The following is an 18,951-nucleotide window of genomic DNA, read 5'->3' on the forward strand; positions in this document are numbered from 1 at the left end:
GGGCAATTATTGAGCTTCCCGCAAGTTACGCCTGCTTCGAAGCGGCCGGGCGATAGGCATGCGGATCCGGCATATCTTCCTCCACTTCCTGTCCATGCAGCTTCACGCTCATGGCGACACCCAGACTGGCCATACTGATCACAAGGGAAGTTCCCCCGTAACTGATGAAGGGCAGCGTGATCCCGGTCAGCGGCATTAAGCCGATAAACATGCCGATGTTCTCGAAGATCTGATATAAGAACATCGCCACGACTCCTATAATAAGAAACGGCCCCGCACGCTCTCGGGATTCCAGGGAGATCAGGATTAGCCGATGGATCAGGATAAAATATAACAGAAGCAGAACGGAAGATCCGATAAAACCGAATTCCTCGGCAATCTGCACAAATATGGAATCAGAATACGCATATGGCACTCTGCCCGACTGGATCGACGATCCCTGCATGTAGCCCTCGCCGCTCATGCCACCCGAGGCGATGGCAAGCTTCGCATTCGTCGTATGGTAGCTTGCCTTGGCAGTTGCCTTCTCCGGATAGAGCCACGGATCAATCCGTTCCACCCAGTGCGGCTTCAAAATCTTCGATTCCAACAATTCATCATGATAATGAATATAGGCCTGAGCCCCACCGAAGGCTAAGCCTGCCACAAGCGCAAGCCCAATGAGCGCATGGGAGAACTTGACATTCCCGATCCAGAGCAACCCCAGCAAAATCACGACATAACTGAGCGCGTTACCCAAATCATTCTGGGCCATAACGAGCGCAAAAGGCACGAATGCCAAAAGTCCGATCGGGACAACGTCCTTCCAGAAAGACAGCAGCGGTTTGTTTTTGCGCACCAATACGAAAGAAAGGAAAATAATCAGGATCAGCTTGAACAATTCAGCAGGCTGTATACTGAGTCCGCCAATGTAAATCCAGCCTTGGGCCCCGTTGATATCCTTACCGATAAACATAACGAGGACCAAAACAGCTAATCCACCCAAGTAAATATATTTAGCATATTTAATCAACAACCGGTAATCCAGCAGACTGATTCCGAAAAAAGCAATGAAACCGACAATGTAAAAGGCAATCATGCGGAGATGAGAGCCTTCGAATTTGGTGTCAACAGTTGTGCTGTATATCGACGTAATGCTGATGCCCATCATCAAAACCAGTACAAAAACAATAACGTAATCCATCTTCTTAAATTTCTGAAGCATTCTTTACGGTCCCCCTGTGCCCGGAGCTGTTAACCCCAACCCCCCGGTTTGCCTATACAGGCATATAACGATTATTCGAAAAGAAAGTTTAACGCTGCTTATCGTTGATCCAAATAATATCCGTTAAAAAAAAGTCTAAAGGCGACATTACAATGGAGCGTTTCAAGGAGCAGGCCGTGCTTAGCCCCTAATGAAATATTCTAAAAGATTTCCTCCACTAATACAATTCACGGACCCTTCTGTGGATACCAACAAAAAATACAAAAGAGATGCTGCTTTCGATAGCATCTCTTTTGATTCTAAATCCGATAAGCGTAAATCAAGCCTGTTTTGGGGGTACAGAGCGGTACGTTTGAGGATTAGGCATATCCTCCTCCACTTCCTGTCCATGCAGCTTCACACTCATGACAACCCCGAGGCATGCCATGTTAATGATGAGTGATGTTCCACCATAACTGATGAAGGGTAGCGTAATCCCTGTCAAAGGCATCAACCCAATAAACATGCCAATATTCTCAAAGATTTGATACAGCAGCATGGCAACAATGCCGATGATTAGAAATGGACCCGCTTTGTCCCGGCTTTCCAATGAAATCAAAATCATTCTGTGAATGAGTATGAAATATAACAACAACAGAATGGAAGAACCGATGAAGCCGTATTCCTCTGCAATTTGCACAAAAATTGAATCCGAATACGTATAAGGTACACGCGAGGATTGTACGGAGCTTCCTTGTAAATACCCTTCTCCGCTCATACCGCCTGAAGCAATGGCCAGCTTCGCATTGTTCGTATGATAACTCGCTTTCGGCGTTGCTTTTTCTGGTATCAGCCATGGGTCAATCCGTTCCATCCAGTGGCCGCGGCTCTCCATGATTTTCGATTCTTTGATTTCATCATGATAGTGGATATAGGCCTGTGCTCCACCGAAAGCGATGCCTGCTACAAGCAGCAGCCCGATAAGAGCGTGCGAAAACTTCACATTCCCGATCCATAACAACCCAAGCAAGATGACAATATAGCTCAGTCCATTACCCAAGTCATTCTGAACCATGACAACGGCAAACGGGATAAACGTCAAGAGCCCAATCGGTACAATGTCCCGCCAAAAGGACAACTTCGTTTTATTCTTACGGATAAGAACATAGGTGATAAATATGATCAGCACCAGCTTGAACAATTCCGCAGGTTGAAAATCCACGATACCCAGATTAATCCAACCTGTGGCATTATTTTTGGTCTGGCCGATGAAGGAAGGCAGCAGAAGGGCTAATAACCCGCCGATGTATATATGCATTGCGTATTTATTCCATAACCGATAATCAATCAAACTGAGCCCAAAAAAGGCTGCAAATCCGAGGATATAAAATATCCCCATCTTGATATGGTGTCTTTCGAATCCGGTGTTGTCGAGCGTGGCACTATATATCGATGTAATACTGACAACCATCAGCATCAACAGTACAAAAACGATAACAAAATCAATTTTCTTGAATTTCTGAAGCATGCTTTGGTCCCCCTGTGCCCGGAGCTGTACACACTGATTTGCCAATTGAGGTAAGGTAACAATCTGTACGACAGCAAACATTTAATCGGCTCAGCCCATCATCTATTTTAAAAGAAATCCACCCAGAACACAATTAACGGAAAATTCCCAGAACATGCCTGTCAATCCCCGCCAAATCCGGCACCGTGACGATTTCCTTCCAGTGCCCTGCACTCCGCAGAAGCTCTGCCACATCCTCGGCTTGGCCCATACCCAGCTCAAAGGCGATCAGCCGCGGCGGAGCTGACAGCAAGGGCAGCTGCGCCATCATGATCCGGTACGGATTCAATCCGTCCGGCCCGCCATCCAGTGCCGTTCGCGGCTCATAATCACGGACTTCGGGCTGAAGTCCCTCAATATCCTCCGCCGGAATGTACGGCGGGTTGGAGACAAGGATGTCCGGGGCCATGCCGGCGAATGGCTCCAACAGGTTCCCCTGCCGAAACTCGACACAGGCGTTCAGCTGCTTCGCATTACGAGCAGCTACCTCCAGCGCATCCGGCGAAATATCGCTCGCCAGCAAATCCCATGCCGGCTCCTGCAATGCCAACGTAATGGCGATGGCCCCGCTACCCGTGCCGATATCAATGGCCTGTAGCCTTTCATACGATCGCGAAGTAAGCTCCCGTCCATACTTCAGCACCGCTTCCACGAGCAGCTCCGTTTCCGGACGCGGAATGAGAACCGCCGGCGTAACTTCAAACGGTCTGCCGTAAAATTCCTGTTCGCCGATAATATACTGCGCAGGAACGCCTTGGGCTTTGCGATTGATCGCTTCTTCCAGGGCGTAGCGGCGGTCCGCCGGAAACGGATCCGCGAGTGCCATATAATATGAGGTTCCCGACAATCTCAGCACATGCTCCAGCAGCAGCTGCGCATTCCGCTGCGGTTCCATTACCCGCAAGCCGTCTAAAAAAGAAGAAGCCTCCACAAAGGCTTCTCTTATGCTGCGCTGCGGCGTCAATTCAAATATCGTCCGCTTCAAAGCGTTATACTCCTTTTTCCATCAGTTCAGCCTGCTCCGCAAGGGTCAGCGCCGAAACGATCTCTTCAATCTCCCCGTTCATCACTTGATCCAGCTTGTGAACGGTAAGTCCGATCCGGTGATCGGTTACACGGCTTTGCGGGAAGTTGTACGTACGGATCCGCTCACTGCGGTCACCTGTACCCACTTTGCTCTTCCGCTCACCGGCATACTTCGCTTCTTCCTCTTGGCGCATCATATCAAAGATACGGGCACGAAGCACCTGCAGTGCCTTATCCTTATTGGAGTTCTGCGATTTGCCGTCTTGGCACGTAGCCACAATCCCCGTCGGGATATGCGTTACGCGTACCGCCGACTTGGTGGTGTTAACGGACTGACCGCCTGCACCACTGGAGCAGAAGGTATCCACGCGGATATCCTTGTCATGGATTTCGATATCCACTTCTTCCGCCTCTGGCATGACCGCCACCGTAGAGGTGGATGTATGGATACGACCTCCGGATTCCGTAGCCGGAATACGCTGCACACGGTGCGCGCCGCTCTCAAATTTCATTTTGCTGTAAGCGCCGCGACCATTAATCATGAAGATGACTTCCTTGAAGCCACCCAGATCGTTCGTGTTGACGTCCATCAGTTCAACCTTCCAGCCCTGGGTATCCGCATAACGGGTATACATCCGGTACAGGTCGGAAGCAAACAGTGCCGCCTCGTCGCCGCCGGCTGCGCCACGAATCTCGATGATGACGTTCTTATCATCATTCGGGTCCTTCGGCAGCAGCAAAATCCGAATCTTCTCCGCCAGCTCGCGCTCACGCTGGGTAAGCTCTTCGATCTCCATTTTCACCATTTCGCGCATGTCGTCATCCAACTTTTCGCCCTGCATGGTTTTGGCAGCTTCGAGCTCTTCAATTACATTTTTATATTCAACATAAGCCTCATAAGCAGGCTGTAAATCGGATTGTTCTTTGGAATAATCCCTGAGCTTCTTGGAGTCATTAGCGACATCGGGGTCGCACAACAGCTCACTTAACTTCTCGTAACGGTCCGCAAGGGATTGTAATCGGTCCAACAAAGGAATTCACCTCTCTAAGATATATTCCTGAAGATATGCCCTTTTGCACTCCATTTCGCATCAACAATGAAGTGTAAACGACTTTTTATTTTACCATGAAACGACGTATTTGACTAGCAGGCAGTTGACCGGACTGAAAGGATCTCTCCCTTCAAGTTTGGCTCCCATTCAGAGGGTGATCCACCTGTGCAGGGAGGGTCCAGCACTCCTCAGCTCATCACTATGATATCTTCAAAAAAACCACGGTCCCATGCACAAAGTGACATGGAGCCATGGCCTTTGAATACTTCAATTCCTACACATTGAAACGGAAGTGCATCACATCGCCGTCATTCACAACGTACTCTTTGCCTTCCAGGCGAAGCTGTCCGCGTTCCTTCGCGCCGTTCATCGATCCGGCCGCAACCAGATCATCGTAAGCTACGACCTCAGCACGGATAAAGCCGCGTTCGAAGTCGGTATGAATCACGCCAGCCGCTTGCGGAGCCTTCGTTCCTTTGCGGATCGTCCAGGCACGTACTTCCTGCACGCCTGCCGTAAAGTAGGTGTACAATCCCAGAAGACTGTAAGCCGCCTTGATCAGACGGTTCAAACCGGATTCCTCCAGCCCCAGCTCCTCAAGGAACATCGCTTTATCCTCGCCCTCAAGCTCGGCAATCTCGGCTTCAACCTTCGCGCTGATCGGAACCACGAGTGCGTTCTCCGCAGCCGCGAAATCACGAACCTGCTGTACAAAAGGATTGCTGTCGGCTTCCGTAACGCCGTCTTCGCTCAGGTTAGCCGCGTATAGCACCGGCTTCAATGTCAGCAGGTGCAAATCACGAACAATCAGCTTCTCATCGTCGCTCAGTTCCACGCTGCGTGCCGGTTGATCGTTGTAAAGGGCTTCCTTCAGGCGCTCCAGCAGTTCTACTTCCTGAGCATACTGCTTATTGCCGCCCTTCATGTTCTTCTTCGCGCGATCGATCCGCTTCTCCACGCTGTCGAGATCCGCTAGGATCAGCTCCAGATTAATCGTCTGGATATCGCTGACCGGGTTCACTTTACCGTCAACGTGGGTAATGTTCTCGTCCTCAAAGCAGCGAACAACATGAACGATGGCATCCACTTCACGAATATGGGCAAGAAACTTGTTCCCAAGGCCTTCCCCTTTGCTCGCCCCGCGAACCAAGCCCGCGATGTCCACGAATTCAAAAGCGGTCGGTACCGTTTTGTTCGGCTGAACCAGTTCGGTCAGTTTGTTGAGGCGCTCATCCGGCACTTCCACAACACCGACGTTAGGATCAATCGTACAGAACGGATAGTTGGCCGATTCGGCGCCTGCTTGCGTGATCGCATTAAACAATGTTGATTTGCCGACGTTTGGCAAACCGACGATTCCTGCTTTTAAAGCCATTTATGTGACAACTCCTTATTAGGTTTACTTCTTTATTTATAAGTATTACACAGCTTTGGTTCTTATCGCCGAAGCTACGAATCGCCAGCTAAACAATCTTATTAATTATAGCAGATACCCGATAGACTTCAACACGAATATACTGCCATCGTTGAATGTGATCCGGGCCCATCACTCCGGCCATTTATACACGAATCAGCCGGTTGGTAGACTTCAGCGCATCGATATTCCCTGCGCCGATTCCGAACATCGCCGTCCGCAGCTCCAACTCCACCTGGGCAAGCCGCTGATCCAGCGCTTCCACGGATTCGACCGCCGAGCCCAGGAGTCCACGCCCGAAGCCTGCCAGATCGGCGCCAAGCGAGAGCGCTTTAGCCGCATCGACGCCGCTCTGCAGCCCACCGCTGCCAATAATCGCACAGGTTGGCGCAGCTTCGCGCACCTCCACGATACATTCCGCGGTAGGATTGCCCCAACCGGCGAAAGCCTCAGCCGCTGCGCGGCGAACCGGATCCGGGCTGCGAAATTTTTCAACCTGACTCCATGAAGTACCGCCCGCACCTGCCACGTCGATGAAGGCCGCCCCGATATTCAGCAGGCTCCGCGCCGTTTCACCATCGATTCCCCAGCCAACTTCTTTAATGCCAACCGGTACCGAAAGTGTACGGCACAGATCCTCAATTCGCCCAAGCAAACAGCCAAACCGGGTATTCCCTTCCGGCTGAAACACCTCTTGAAGTCCGTTTAAATGGAGAACCAGCATGTCCGCACCCGCGATATCTACCGCCCGCTGACAATCGTTAAGGCCAAAGCCATAGTTCAGCTGCACCGCTCCAAGGTTAGCGATAACCGGCACGCTCGGCGCACTCTCCCGGACACGGAAAGTAGAAGCAAGCTCTTCCTTCTCCACCGCGGCCCGAACGGAGCCTACCCCAAGTGCCCAGCCGCGCCGCTGCGCTGCTTCAGCTAAACGTCTATTGATCTCTCCGGTAGCCTTGCTTCCGCCAGTCATGGAGCTGATTAGAAATGGTGTGCGTACAGAAAAATTAAGAAATGTTGTGTCCAGCTTAATATCGTCAAAGTCAATTTCCGGCAGTGCGGAGTGACGGAAGCGGTAACGTTCAAAACCGGTGGTTACTCCCACAGAGCCTACTTCCTCATTCAAGCATAAGCGTACATGCTCTATTTTCCGCTCGCCCGTGGGCACTTCCGGCATCAGCCTGCCCTCAAGTTTTTCCGATCCTCTGCCTGAAATGGTTTCAGCAGGTTTATCCGCAGTTTCTTTATGTTCTGAATTCATCCCGTGCCTCCTTATCCACTTCACTCATCCCTTAAATAACTATATATAAGCATATCATTGGCACCACAGATTGTCCCAGCTCTACATGATATGTACCTCTACAAGCTAAAATATAAACTCGGTGTTCACCCATTCTTACGCATGTATTGAACTAACAAACCTCTCGACCATCATTCTACCCTGAGATCTTAGGAACAACCCGAAATCGAATACGATCCGAACTGCAAAACATGGAGTGCGTCAGGACAGGTCATTCATGTTAATTAACGTTATACAACAGTAGCGATAGGAGGATGGGCTATCTTGGGTTTCCGCCAATTATTTCATACGCGCACTTCAGAAAATCAAAATACACCTCGTGAAGGTACAAAGCTTGTACCAGGGAAACCTTCCAGAGGCTTCCGCATACGAAACACGATTTTGATCGGCCTGGCCCTTCTCATTCTCTGGCTTATCGGCGTGATGATTTATCAGACGCATAAGCCGCTGCCGAAGGGGATCTCTTATGAAAGCCCGCTTTACCAGAGCGACGTTAAAATGTGGATGGACCTGACCTATCCCGGACCGGACGGTCAACCGATACATGATCGCGAAATCGGACCACGCATCAGTCAAATTATCGATGAATCCCGGAAGTTCCTGGTGATCGATATGTTTCTGTTCAATGGCTACACCCATAAAGGTCAGATATTCCCTGAAGTCAGCGAAGAACTCACTCATCTTCTGGTTGTCCATAAGAAGAAATATCCCGACATGGATATCTTCTTTATTTCCGATGAAGTCAATACCGGATATGGCTCCTATTCGCTGCCGGAATTCGAGGCCATGAAAGCAGCCGGGATTCATGTAATTATAACCGATGTCAACCGGCTTCGAGATTCCACGCCCATCTATTCCGCTGTATGGCGAACGTTCTTCCAGTGGTTTGGCCAGTCGGGCAGAGGGACACTCCCCAATCTGATGGCAAGCGAAGCACCCGATATTACGGTCCGCTCCTATCTGAAGCTGCTGAATGTGAAGGCCAATCACCGTAAAATCGTCATCAGCGAGAACACTGCGCTGGTCACTTCGGCCAACATCCATGACGCCAGCGCGTTCCATTCAAACATTGCCTTCGAAACGAGTGGGGACATCATCGGGGATATGCTTGCAGCTGAACAAGCTGCCGTTAACCTTACAAGCCGAATCAAACTGCCGGAATATGAGCCAGACTCCAAGCCACACATGCAACCTTCTGGTCAAGCAAACGATGTCGATGTTCGTTATCTGACGGAAGGAAAAATCTATAAATATGTTCTGAAAGCCATAGAGCAATCACAGCCTGGGGACACGCTCTGGATGGGGATGTTCTATCTAGCCGACAGCAAAGTCATGGACCAGCTTCTTAAGGCCTCGGACCGCGGCGTTGATATCCGCCTCATCCTGGATCCGAACCAGAATGCCTTCGGCCGGGACAAGATCGGCATCCCTAACCGTCCGGCTGCCGCTGAGCTCATCCAAAAATCCAAGGGCAACATCTCTGTTCGCTGGTACAACACCGGTACAGAGCAGTATCATACCAAGCTCATGTACATTGCCAAACCGACAGGCAAGTCTGTGATTACCGGTGGGTCAACCAACTTCACCCAGCGGAATCTGGCTGATCTCAATTTGGAAAACAACTTGTGGATAGCCGCACCTAAGGATCATCCGCTTACCCGGGATCTGGACCGTTACTTTCATCGAATATGGCTCAACGAAGGCGCAGCCTTTAGTCTCGAAGTTGAGGCTTACCAAGGAAAAACGACATGGATGAAGGACATCCTGTTTAAACTGCAAAAATGGCTCGGTTTCACTACCTTTTAAAGTTCTTTCAATATGATGTATGTACGCACATGAAGTGCCCGTATGTACCACGAGTTCCCCACCTCCACCGCATTACAGCAGAGGTGACATTAGCCGGGCGGCCGACTCCAGCAGCCGGGTCATGATTCTTTTTTTACGGGTATGATTGCGGTCGTACAGGATAGCGGATTCCTGGTCCTGCTCGAAGTCGGATACCAGCCTGCCTACGCTTTCCGTATGAACGAGTAAAGCATTAACCTCAAAATTAAGGTGGAAGCTCCGCATGTCCATGTTAGCCGTACCAATGGTTGCGACCTCGCCGTCAACGATTAGCAGCTTCGAGTGCATAAACCCTTTTTCATATTCATACACCCTTACCCCGGCATCCAGCAGAGCCGGAAAATAGGAATGAGAAGCCAGGAAGGGAAGCCATTTGTCCGGTTTCGACGGAAACAGAATCCGTACATCAAGACCGGACAAGGCAGCAACCCTGAGCGCGGTGAATATGTCTTCATCCGGTATAAAATAAGGCGTAGCCAGCCATACCGACTTACGAGCCGACACAATCATGGAGAAGAAGATGTTCTTCAGGGCTCTTCGCTCATTGTCCGGTCCGCTTGCGATAATCTGGACGGCACCGGCACGGTTCTCCAGCAAATCCGGTGAATAATAGATGGGTTCACTCGGCTGCTCACCTGTCATGTACTGCCAATCCTGGAGAAAGATAACTTGGAGCGTTCTGACAGCCTCTCCACGGACAAGCATGTGGGTATCGCGCCAGAAACCAAATGCCTTGCTGCGGCTTAAATACTCATCCCCTACATTCAATCCACCAACGAATCCGACACTCCCGTCAATAACAACGATTTTGCGATGATTGCGGTAATTCACGCGGCTCGTGAAAAATATCGTTTTGGGACTGCCGAATACGGCGACCTGTACACCCGCATCTCGCATCTCTTGCAAAAAGGAAGGCGGCAGCTGCAAGCTGCCAACGGCGTCCACCATAAACCGAACGGCCACCCCCTCTTTCGCCTTCCGTATCAAAATTTCCTGGATCTGCGTTCCGATCGCATCCGGACGGTAAATGTAATATTCCATATGAATGTGATGCGCCGCTTGTTCCAGCTCCGCAATCAAGGCCGCAAAAGTCTCTTCCCCGTCGGTCAGCACCTTGGTATCGCTCGAGAAGGAAATCGGCGTGCGTGCAAGGCGGGTAGACAGCTGAAGGAGCTGCTGCACTTCGGGCTTAAAGCAGGAGATGTCTGGGGTGTTCTTCCGGAGCACTTCGCTGGTATATACCAGCACGTCCTTCCGCGCTTTTTTATCGTATTTTCTCCGCTTGAAATAGTTCTGTCCGAACAAAAAATAAAAGACAAGCCCTACGATAGGGACAAGCGCCAAAAGCAGAATCCAGGCCAACGTGCTGGTGGGATGACGATTCTCCATAAAAATCATGAATCCGATGGATACTACGGTTAGCGTAGAGAATATCCCGATAATGGTCCCTGTCGTCTTCCCGAAATAATCCATGCCAAAATAATAAAACGCGAACAAAAGCGCGGTAATCAGTACAGCCTCTATTCCCTTTCTCATATCGTTTACCCCTTGTTCTACATCGTTTCTGTCTCTATGTATGTACGATGCTGGTCACACCATATTCTACATGATCTCCCCCAGGAACTAAAGACTGTTCTCCTTGAGCCGACAAGGCCTGATACCCAAAAATAAAATATTGACAATGCGAACGCCATTTGTTAAAAATATAACTAACGATCGTTAGTTAGGAGGAATCTTATGAGTGCCGTCGACATTAAACAATCCGCCCTTGCCCACTTTGCCAAAAACGGTTACGAAGGGGCATCGTTAAAACATATTGCTGACGACTGCGGAATCAAAAAACCGTCGATTTATGCCCATTTTTCCAGCAAAAAAGATTTGTTTCTGCAGGTGCTTCAGGACGTATTCCAGCGCCAAGAGGACTTAATGGTAGGCTATTTTCTCGACCATGCGGATTGGCCGCTGGAGCAGCAGCTACACGGATTTCTTGAAAGCCGTCTCCAAGCTTATCGTATGGATGATGAAGTCCGGTTCTTCTTGCGGATGGCCTTCTTCCCGCCAAGCTCGCTGTACGACGAAGTGATGGGGATGGTATATCCATTGCTGGACCAGCAGGAGGAGAACCTGTCCAAACTGCTTGCCGCAGGCTGCCCGGTTCACGGACGCATTATTCGTTATCCGCGTAAAGCCGCCATTGCCTACATGACCTTGCTGGACGGAATTCATCTGGAAACCGTATACGGCGGAGAAGAACGGGCCCTAAGACGGGTTGTGGCCGCTTGGCCCGTGTATTGGTTAGGGGTAAAGAAACAGGGATATAACCACGAGAGTTAATGTCTCCTATTCTACGCATGCTAAAGGGGCTTAAGGAGAATAGGAATCGGTAAGTGAGGGGTTACTGTTATTTTCATAAAGGAGTGACAATTATAATGAATCGCAACTGGCTTTATGTGCTGCTTGCTGGATTGGTTGAAATCATATGGGTGATGGGTTTGAAGCATTCCTCTAACACATGGGAATGGCTTGGAACCGTGGCCGCCATTACAGCGAGCTTTTATCTTATTATCGAGGCGGCCAAACGGCTGCCGGTCGGAACGGTGTATGCCGTCTTCACGGGAATCGGCACAGCCGGAACAGTGGCTTCCGAAATGCTGTTCTTCGGAGAACCGTTTAAAGTGCTCAAGGTGCTTCTGATCTGCGTGCTGCTGGCAGGTGTGGTCGGACTTAAACTGATTACCAGCGATCATGCAGAACCGGAGGTGAGCAAGTAATGGCCTGGGTTGCTCTTGTATTTGCCGGATTATTTGAAATCGGCGGCGTTATCGGTATCAAAGGCGTGTCGGAACGTAAGGGATGGCGCTATGTACTGATTTTGGCATTATCTTTTGCCGCCAGCTTCTCCCTCCTCTCCTACGCCATGACCGTACTGCCTATGGGTACCGCTTATGCCATCTGGACGGGAATCGGAACGGCGGGCGGCGCGATCACCGGGATGTTCCTGTTCGGGGAACCCAAGGAGTGGCGGCGGGTGCTGTTTATTGCCATGATTCTGTGCTCGGCTGTCGGTCTGAAATTGATCAGTTAAATAATTTCAACAAATTTCATATATTTTCAGAACCCATGAAAAGGGACGACCGTAGTAAAGTTGAAACGGTCGTTCTTTTTCATATATAATAATTCTTGACCTTATGGTCAATCTAAGAACCGCAAAGTTCTCAAGCGAGGTGAACTATTGATTGACTGATAAAACGGCAGAAAAACGACAGCAAATACTCATCACTGCGATGCAGCTGTTTTCCGCGAAGGGCTCTTCGGTTACCTCCATGCAGGAAATTGCCGAAGTATGCGGGATGTCGAAAGGCAGCCTCTATCTTCATTTCAAATCCAAAGAGGAACTGGAAAAGAGCATTTACGAGCTTATCGCAAGCCGCATTAAAGATGAGATTCTCCGGGTCGACCACGATCCACTGCTTGCACCAAAGGAGCAGCTGCGCAAGCAGACGGAAGTGCTTCTGGTCCATTTTCTGGAGATCCGGGAATTTCTCCTGAAGCAGTTCCATGATCAGATGCCTCCGGGGAAACCGCCTTTTGACAAGGAAAACATGCGGCAGGAAATGCTGGCTACATTGCAGTGGTTTAACAATAAGCTGAAAACCATTTATGGACCGGACGTAGAGCCGTATACGATGGAGATCGGCATGTTTATGGGCAGTATGCTCGGTTCTTATATCCGTTTCCTGTTCATGCCGGGATTTCATTTGAATGTAGGAATCATCGCTGATCATCAGATCCAGCTGCTGGATGATATTGTAGCCAGTATTCTGCGCAGACGGCCCGAACCCCTGATCCCGATGGAGGCGGTTGGGCAATTGGGTCAATTATGCCAAACCGACATGCGCACGCAGCGTCACCCTCTCATTGTTATTAAGACGATGAAGAATGAGCTTAAGAGGATCCAGGTGGAGCCGGATGTCCGGGAAGATGCGATGGAGTCGCTCAATATTATGGAGAAGGAGCTGCTTGCCCTTCAGCCCAGCCGGGCCGTTCTGAAAGGAATGCTTGCCAACTTGGAGGGGATCGAGGACCTTGAAGCATTGTTTACGGAGCTCAAGGGCACCATTGTGACTGTACTCGAAAGCTATCTTACACCCGGTGGAATGATGATGAAGGGGAATTAGTCCAAGTTACAGACATAGAGTTTTGGAGAGGAGAGAGAATCGCCTAATGAAAGGAATTATCAATTTCTCGCTGCGCAATAAGTTTGCGATCTGGCTGCTGACCATCATCGTCAGCTTCGGAGGGTTATACAGCGGACTGACGATGAAGCAAGAAACCATTCCGGATATTAACGTCCCGTTCTTAAGTGTCACCGCGATCTATCCGGGTGCAGCCCCTGAAGGTGTTGTGGAGGATGTTACCAAACCGCTTGAGACGAGACTCCGCAATATTGACGGCGTCAAAACCGTAACCTCCACTTCCATGGAAAATGCAGCCAATGTCATGGTTGAGTTTGATTATGGTAGTGATCTGGACAACGCTACGGCTGCTGTTCGTGAAGCCATTAACGAGGTAAAGCTGCCTGATGACGCCCAGAAACCTACCATATCCAAATTCAGCATGAGCTCCATGCCGGTTGTCTCCCTAAGTATTGCGAACAAAGACAATATGGCATTGGATGAATTGACACGCATCACAGAGAAAGACATCGTTCCGGAGCTGGAGGATTTGGACGGAGTTGCTTCCATCCAGGTAGCCGGACAATTCGTGAACGAGGTACAGCTAAAGTTTAATCAGGACAAATTGAACGAGCTTGGCCTGACGGAGGATACCGTCAAAGGAATCGTGCAGGGTTCAGCGCTGTACGTTCCGCTCGGCATGTTCGAAATGGAAAAATCGCAGAAGGCCGTTGCTATTGATGGCGGCATCATCGGCATTGACGATCTGAAGAATATCGCCATTCCGGTTATTCCGGGTGGCGGCGGTGCAGATGCATCTGCCGGAGCTGGTGCTCCGAATGCCGGGACAGGTCAACAACCATCGCAGCAGCCTTCCGGTAATGCAGCTGGGGCAGGCCAACAAGGCGCTCCTGGAGCCGGTGCGGCTGCTGGTGGACCAAGCGGTGCTCCTGCCGTTCCGACCGGCATTCCAACTGTGAAACTCAGTGAGATTGCCAAGATTGAAGTTATCGGAACCTCGGAATCCATCTCCCGCACCAACGGGAAGGAATCGATCGGTATCCAAATCGTGAAAGCCAACGACGCCAATACGGTTGATGTTGTCAATCAGGTGAAAGACAAGGCCGAAGAATTGAGAGGCCTCTATCCTGGCATGGATCTGACAATCATGCTGGACCAAGGCAAGCCGATTGAAGACTCTGTTCATACGATGCTCTCCAAGGCATTATTCGGCGCACTGTTCGCCGTTCTGATCATTATGATCTTCCTGCGCAACATCCGTTCGACGATTATATCGATCATTTCAATCCCATTGTCCTTGCTGATTGCGGTTCTGTGCCTGAGACAAATGGATATCACCTTGAATATGATGTCGCTCGGTGCCATGACCGTTGCTATCGGCCGGGTTGTCGATGATTCGATCGTCGTTATCGAGAATATCTACCGGCGCATGTCCCTCTCGACCGAGAAGCTGACAGGCCGAGAGCTTATTAGTGCCGCTACACGTGAAATGTTTGTACCGATCATGTCCTCCACCATCGTAACCATCGCGGTATTCCTGCCGCTTACCCTGGTTAGCGGTATGGTCGGAGAGCTGTTCATGCCATTTGCATTGACGATGGTCATTGCACTGCTCGCTTCCCTGGTCGTGGCGGTCACACTCGTACCCGCTATGGCGCACAGCCTGTTCCGCAAAGGCTTAAAGAACAAACATGATCATGCAGAGAAACCTGGCGCAATGGCCCGCGGGTATCGTTCCATTCTGAAATGGACGCTGAATCACAAAGCCATTACATTCCTGGCAGCCATCGTGTTATTGGCAGGAAGCTTGTTCCTGACGAAGTACCTTGGAGTTAGCTTTATTCCTGAACAGGAAGACAAATATGCCATGGTCACTTATTCTCCTGAACCTGGCGTCATGCTGGAGGATGTAGAGGAACGCGCATTAAAAGCGGAGAAATTGATCCTGGATCAGCCTGGAGTGCAAACGATGCAATACTCCATCGGCGGAAGCAATCCGCTTGGTATGGGATCAGCGAATTCCGGATTATTCTATATTATGTATGACCCGGACACGAAAAACTTTGAAGATGTCAAAAAAGCGCTTGTCGAGGATCTTGCCAAGGAAGTACCGGATGGCACTTGGTCCAATATGGACATGGCGGCCGGCGGCTTTGGCGGCAGCCAGTTAACGGTTAACGTCTTTGGCGACTCTCTGGAGCAGATCAAGCCGGTGGCTGATCAAATCGCAGAACTCGCAAACAAGGATACCGCTACCTTCGACAATGCAAAGACCAGCTTGTCCGAAGCGTTCGAGCAGTATACGCTGGTTGCCGACCAAGAGAAGCTGAGCTCCCTTGGCCTGACAGCCGGACAATTGGCAATGAAGCTGTCTCCGGTACGGGAACGTCCAGTCTTGACCGAAGTCAAAATTGAGGACAAGACCTACAATGTTTACATTGAGACGGACAGCAAAACCTATAAGAGTATAAAGGAAATCGAGAACGAAACCGTCACCTCCCCACTCGGTATCGAAGTACCGATCAAGGATGTGGCCAAGGTGGAAAAAGGAACGACTCCAGACTCCATTATGCGCATCGACGGGAAAATGGTTGTGACCGTCACAGCCGACATCCTGTCCAGCGATGTAGGATCGGCCTCCACCAACCTGGAGACTGAAGTGAATAAGCTTGAGCTTCCAGACGGCGTATCCGTCCAATTCGGAGGCGTCACCGAGCAAATCAACGAAACCTTCGGACAGCTTGGACTCGCCATGCTGGCAGCCATCGCGATTGTATACTTTGTGCTTGTGGTTACATTCGGTGGCGGTCTCGCACCGTTCGCCATCCTGTTCTCGCTGCCGTTCATTGTCATCGGAGCCATTATCGGCTTGCTCGTCACAGGCGAGACACTGAATGTGTCTGCACTCATGGGCGTACTTATGCTGATCGGTATCGTCGTGACCAATGCGATTGTATTGATCGACCGCGTAATCCATATGGAGCGCGAAGGAATGAGCACACGCGAAGCCCTGCTTGAAGCCGGCGCTACCCGTCTTCGTCCAATCCTGATGACGGCACTCGCAACGATCGGCGCTCTTCTGCCTCTCGTATTCGGTTGGGAGAGCAGTGCAGGCATCATCTCGAAAGGTCTCGGCATTACGGTTATCGGCGGTCTGATCAGTTCGACGCTGCTCACGCTCGTGGTGGTACCTATCGTGTATGAGTTCCTGATGAAGTTCAGCAAGAAAAGAATCGAAGATTAAGTAGAACAGCAAAGCCCCGGTTTCCTATAATAGGAGATCGGGGCTTTTTTGATGACTATGATGTTGACGACTATGATGTTGTCTTGCTTGCTAATGTACCAGCACAGCCTCCCTGGAATGCTTCCACGTCTTCAGCATGCTCAGATCCTGTGCGAGGAAATCCTCCAGCAGACTGAATAACGACTGATAAAGCGGACTTTCCGTGGATCCTTTCAGATCCTTGCAGAGGGACGGCACCCATGACAACAGATGCTCCTCCAGAAACTTCTCTTGAACCTCCATCAATTGCAGCATGCTATGTTCACAATACGTATTGTTCAGCATACGGTCATGAAGCAGTGTCATAAATTCCAGTTCAATGGCTATATGATCGTCCGCTTCCCCGTGCAGTTTATTAAAGGCAATACCGACGGATGCGTAACAATCGGCTAAATCCTGAGCGCATCCATCCTTCGTATAATGAGACTCTGCTGCCTGACGCTGTTTGGACTGCTGAAGCAATCGGCGGTATTCCGCCCCTTCATATTCGCAAATCCGAACCAATTCCTCAGGTGAGCGTCCACATAAATATGTCATCAGTTCCGTACCGGCCTTCGAACACTCCGCAGCCTTGCTAATTCCACTTCCGCGGCTCCATTCCGCAATCATAGACAAGCTGGGCCAATTGCCCAAAAAATCAATCAGCAGCTCGTAGACCGTCCCCCGGTTTTCAAGCCATCTGTGACAGACGTCAGGCACCTCCAAAGTTTGAACAGGTGATATCGCCATATCGAACCTCCTATTGGTAACCTTTCTTGTTGGATGTGATATCCTTGACAGTATATCTTAGATGAACGCCTAATGAAAGCAGATAGAAATGATTTCCGAAAATTTCGGAAAAATCAGGAAACTTTCGGAAATCTAGAATGTCACTACTCGCTTTCAAGGGGAGAAAGCTTTTGTTCACAGCTTCAATATAATGGATCCCGAAAGCGTTTACTGTGATTCTTCTCACAAAAGAATGGCCATTTTGCCGCTGCTTGTCCTCCGTCATGACCCAAACGGCGCATTGACTCCCGTTCGGGGAATGGCTACAATGTGACCATGCATGCTATAAAGGGGGATTTCCATGATCGAACCGCTTAAAGATTCTTTCGGTCGGGTCCATGATTATATTCGCATCTCGGTGACGGATCGATGCAATCTTCGTTGTGTCTATTGTATGCCGGAAGAAGGAATGGAATTCCAGCCTCATGATCAGATTATGAGCTATGAAGAGATCGCAGCGATCGTGCGCGTCCTTGCCCCTATGGGCGTCTCCAAAGTACGCCTTACCGGCGGGGAACCGCTGGTGCGCAAGGATCTGGAATCCTTGGTCCATATGATTGCTTCCATTGAAGGAATTCAAGATATATCACTTACCACCAACGGGATCATGCTCCCATCCAAAGCTCGTCTGCTTAAGGAAGCGGGACTCACTCGTATCAACATCAGCCTGGATTCGCTTCATGAGGAGCGTTACGCGCGCATTACGCGCGGCGGACGGGTGCATAAAGTGCTGGAAGGCATTGAAGCCGCTTATGAAGCTGGCCTGGATCCGATCAAACTGAACATGGTGTTAATGAAGGGCTTCAACGAAGACGAAATTCGCGACTTTATCGCTCTAACGCTCGATCGTCCCCTCCATGTCCGCTTTATTGAATATATGCCGATCGGCCAAGCATCCGATGCCTGGCGAGATTCGTATCTGCCGCTGAGCCGGGTATCCGAAGTGTGCCAGGAGGCGGGGTGGACCATTCAAGAAGAGCAGGGACCATCCGGCAATGGGCCTTCACGCAACATGAAAGTGGTTGGAGCTACAGGAACCTTCGGTCTGATCCATCCGGTCAGCGATCATTTCTGCGATTCCTGCAACCGCCTCAGGCTGACGGCGGACGGCCACATCAAGGCTTGTCTATACTGGTCCGATGAATTTAACGTGCGCCGTGTCGTCGATGATCCTTCCGCGGTGGCGAACCTGTTCCGCAAAGCGCTGGGCGATAAACCGCTGAATCATGAAATGGCGCTCGCGCTCGAGAAAAAGACACAAAACCATACTCCCACCGTCCGGCGCATGTCGCAGATCGGCGGATAAACCCGTCTGCT

The 18,951-nt window shown here is 50.3% G+C and carries 15 protein-coding genes; 7 read left to right on the forward strand and 8 right to left on the reverse strand.

Going from position 1 to position 18,951, the window contains the following annotated elements; translation table 11 throughout:
* Window positions 1–25: 25 nt before the first annotated feature.
* From MKY48_RS31255 to fni, 6 genes are all read right to left on the reverse strand, one after another.
* Entirely contained in the window at window positions 26–1,204 is a 1,179-nt protein-coding gene (locus tag MKY48_RS31255) for an FtsW/RodA/SpoVE family cell cycle protein (RefSeq protein WP_076323967.1), read from the reverse strand.
* A gap of 319 nt (window positions 1,205–1,523) precedes the next feature.
* Complete coding sequence (locus tag MKY48_RS31260) at window positions 1,524–2,711, reverse strand: FtsW/RodA/SpoVE family cell cycle protein (RefSeq protein ID WP_339268512.1); 1,188 nt, start codon at window positions 2,709–2,711, stop codon at window positions 1,524–1,526.
* 133 nt (window positions 2,712–2,844) lie between these two features.
* The gene (gene prmC / locus MKY48_RS31265) at window positions 2,845–3,735 is read right to left on the reverse strand and encodes a peptide chain release factor N(5)-glutamine methyltransferase (protein ID WP_339268514.1); all 891 of its coding nucleotides are present in this window, start codon (window positions 3,733–3,735) and stop codon (window positions 2,845–2,847) included.
* Window positions 3,736–3,739: 4 nt separating this feature from the next.
* The gene (prfA, locus tag MKY48_RS31270; protein ID WP_076323964.1) at window positions 3,740–4,807 is read right to left on the reverse strand and encodes a peptide chain release factor 1; all 1,068 of its coding nucleotides are present in this window, start codon (window positions 4,805–4,807) and stop codon (window positions 3,740–3,742) included.
* A 295-nt stretch (window positions 4,808–5,102) separates the two neighbouring features.
* A complete protein-coding gene (gene ychF, locus MKY48_RS31275) occupies window positions 5,103–6,203 on the reverse strand; it encodes a redox-regulated ATPase YchF (RefSeq protein WP_076323963.1) in 1,101 nt (366 codons plus the stop codon).
* A gap of 184 nt (window positions 6,204–6,387) precedes the next feature.
* On the reverse strand, window positions 6,388–7,503 hold the full coding sequence (gene fni / locus MKY48_RS31280) for a type 2 isopentenyl-diphosphate Delta-isomerase (protein ID WP_339268517.1): 1,116 nt from the start codon (window positions 7,501–7,503) through the stop codon (window positions 6,388–6,390).
* A gap of 303 nt (window positions 7,504–7,806) precedes the next feature.
* Between fni and MKY48_RS31285 the strand changes: the two genes are divergently transcribed.
* Window positions 7,807–9,348: a phospholipase D family protein gene (locus MKY48_RS31285; protein WP_339268518.1), complete on the forward strand. Its 1,542-nt coding sequence runs from the start codon at window positions 7,807–7,809 to the stop codon at window positions 9,346–9,348.
* Between the two features lie 72 nt (window positions 9,349–9,420).
* On the opposite strand, the gene cls is transcribed toward MKY48_RS31285, so the two are convergent.
* The gene (gene cls, locus MKY48_RS31290) at window positions 9,421–10,923 is read right to left on the reverse strand and encodes a cardiolipin synthase (RefSeq protein ID WP_339268520.1); all 1,503 of its coding nucleotides are present in this window, start codon (window positions 10,921–10,923) and stop codon (window positions 9,421–9,423) included.
* A gap of 201 nt (window positions 10,924–11,124) precedes the next feature.
* Between cls and MKY48_RS31295 the strand changes: the two genes are divergently transcribed.
* The 5 genes from MKY48_RS31295 (at window position 11,125) to MKY48_RS31315 (ending at window position 16,827) form a co-directional block, all read left to right on the forward strand.
* A complete protein-coding gene (locus MKY48_RS31295) occupies window positions 11,125–11,721 on the forward strand; it encodes a TetR/AcrR family transcriptional regulator (protein WP_339268521.1) in 597 nt (198 codons plus the stop codon).
* Between the two features lie 95 nt (window positions 11,722–11,816).
* Window positions 11,817–12,158, forward strand: coding sequence for a multidrug efflux SMR transporter (locus MKY48_RS31300; protein ID WP_076323959.1), 342 nt, complete (start codon window positions 11,817–11,819; stop codon window positions 12,156–12,158).
* Window positions 12,158–12,472, forward strand: a complete 315-nt coding sequence (locus MKY48_RS31305; RefSeq protein ID WP_076323958.1) for a multidrug efflux SMR transporter — start codon at window positions 12,158–12,160, stop codon at window positions 12,470–12,472. The genes MKY48_RS31300 and MKY48_RS31305 overlap by 1 nt, the downstream gene beginning before the upstream one ends.
* 151 nt (window positions 12,473–12,623) lie before the next feature.
* Window positions 12,624–13,565, forward strand: coding sequence for a TetR/AcrR family transcriptional regulator (locus MKY48_RS31310; protein WP_339268523.1), 942 nt, complete (start codon window positions 12,624–12,626; stop codon window positions 13,563–13,565).
* Window positions 13,566–13,611: 46 nt separating this feature from the next.
* Window positions 13,612–16,827, forward strand: coding sequence for an efflux RND transporter permease subunit (locus MKY48_RS31315; protein ID WP_339268525.1), 3,216 nt, complete (start codon window positions 13,612–13,614; stop codon window positions 16,825–16,827).
* A gap of 90 nt (window positions 16,828–16,917) precedes the next feature.
* Here MKY48_RS31315 and MKY48_RS31320 read toward each other — a convergent pair whose 3' ends face one another.
* Window positions 16,918–17,595 carry a molecular chaperone TorD family protein gene (locus tag MKY48_RS31320; protein WP_339268527.1) on the reverse strand — a complete coding sequence of 226 codons (678 nt, stop codon included), beginning with the start codon at window positions 17,593–17,595 and terminating at the stop codon, window positions 16,918–16,920.
* A 340-nt stretch (window positions 17,596–17,935) separates the two neighbouring features.
* On the opposite strand from MKY48_RS31320, the gene moaA reads away from it, so the two are divergent.
* Window positions 17,936–18,940, forward strand: a complete 1,005-nt coding sequence (gene moaA, locus MKY48_RS31325) for a GTP 3',8-cyclase MoaA (protein WP_339268529.1) — start codon at window positions 17,936–17,938, stop codon at window positions 18,938–18,940.
* The last annotated feature ends 11 nt before the right edge of the window (window positions 18,941–18,951 follow it).

Source organism: Paenibacillus sp. FSL W8-0187 (assembly GCF_037969755.1).
In the GTDB taxonomy this organism is placed as follows: Bacteria; Bacillota; Bacilli; order Paenibacillales; family Paenibacillaceae; genus Paenibacillus_AQ.

Coding starts and splice junctions, on each gene's coding strand:
- MKY48_RS31305 (WP_076323958.1), top strand. CDS start 12,158: ATGGCCTGGGTTGCTCTTGTATTTGCCGGATTATTTGAAATCGGCGGC.
- cls (WP_339268520.1), bottom strand. CDS start 10,923: ATGAGAAAGGGAATAGAGGCTGTACTGATTACCGCGCTTTTGTTCGCG.
- MKY48_RS31315 (WP_339268525.1), top strand. CDS start 13,612: ATGAAAGGAATTATCAATTTCTCGCTGCGCAATAAGTTTGCGATCTGG.
- MKY48_RS31320 (WP_339268527.1), bottom strand. CDS start 17,595: ATGGCGATATCACCTGTTCAAACTTTGGAGGTGCCTGACGTCTGTCAC.
- MKY48_RS31295 (WP_339268521.1), top strand. CDS start 11,125: ATGAGTGCCGTCGACATTAAACAATCCGCCCTTGCCCACTTTGCCAAA.
- moaA (WP_339268529.1), top strand. CDS start 17,936: ATGATCGAACCGCTTAAAGATTCTTTCGGTCGGGTCCATGATTATATT.
- MKY48_RS31255 (WP_076323967.1), bottom strand. CDS start 1,204: ATGCTTCAGAAATTTAAGAAGATGGATTACGTTATTGTTTTTGTACTG.
- MKY48_RS31260 (WP_339268512.1), bottom strand. CDS start 2,711: ATGCTTCAGAAATTCAAGAAAATTGATTTTGTTATCGTTTTTGTACTG.
- ychF (WP_076323963.1), bottom strand. CDS start 6,203: ATGGCTTTAAAAGCAGGAATCGTCGGTTTGCCAAACGTCGGCAAATCA.
- fni (WP_339268517.1), bottom strand. CDS start 7,503: ATGAATTCAGAACATAAAGAAACTGCGGATAAACCTGCTGAAACCATT.
- MKY48_RS31300 (WP_076323959.1), top strand. CDS start 11,817: ATGAATCGCAACTGGCTTTATGTGCTGCTTGCTGGATTGGTTGAAATC.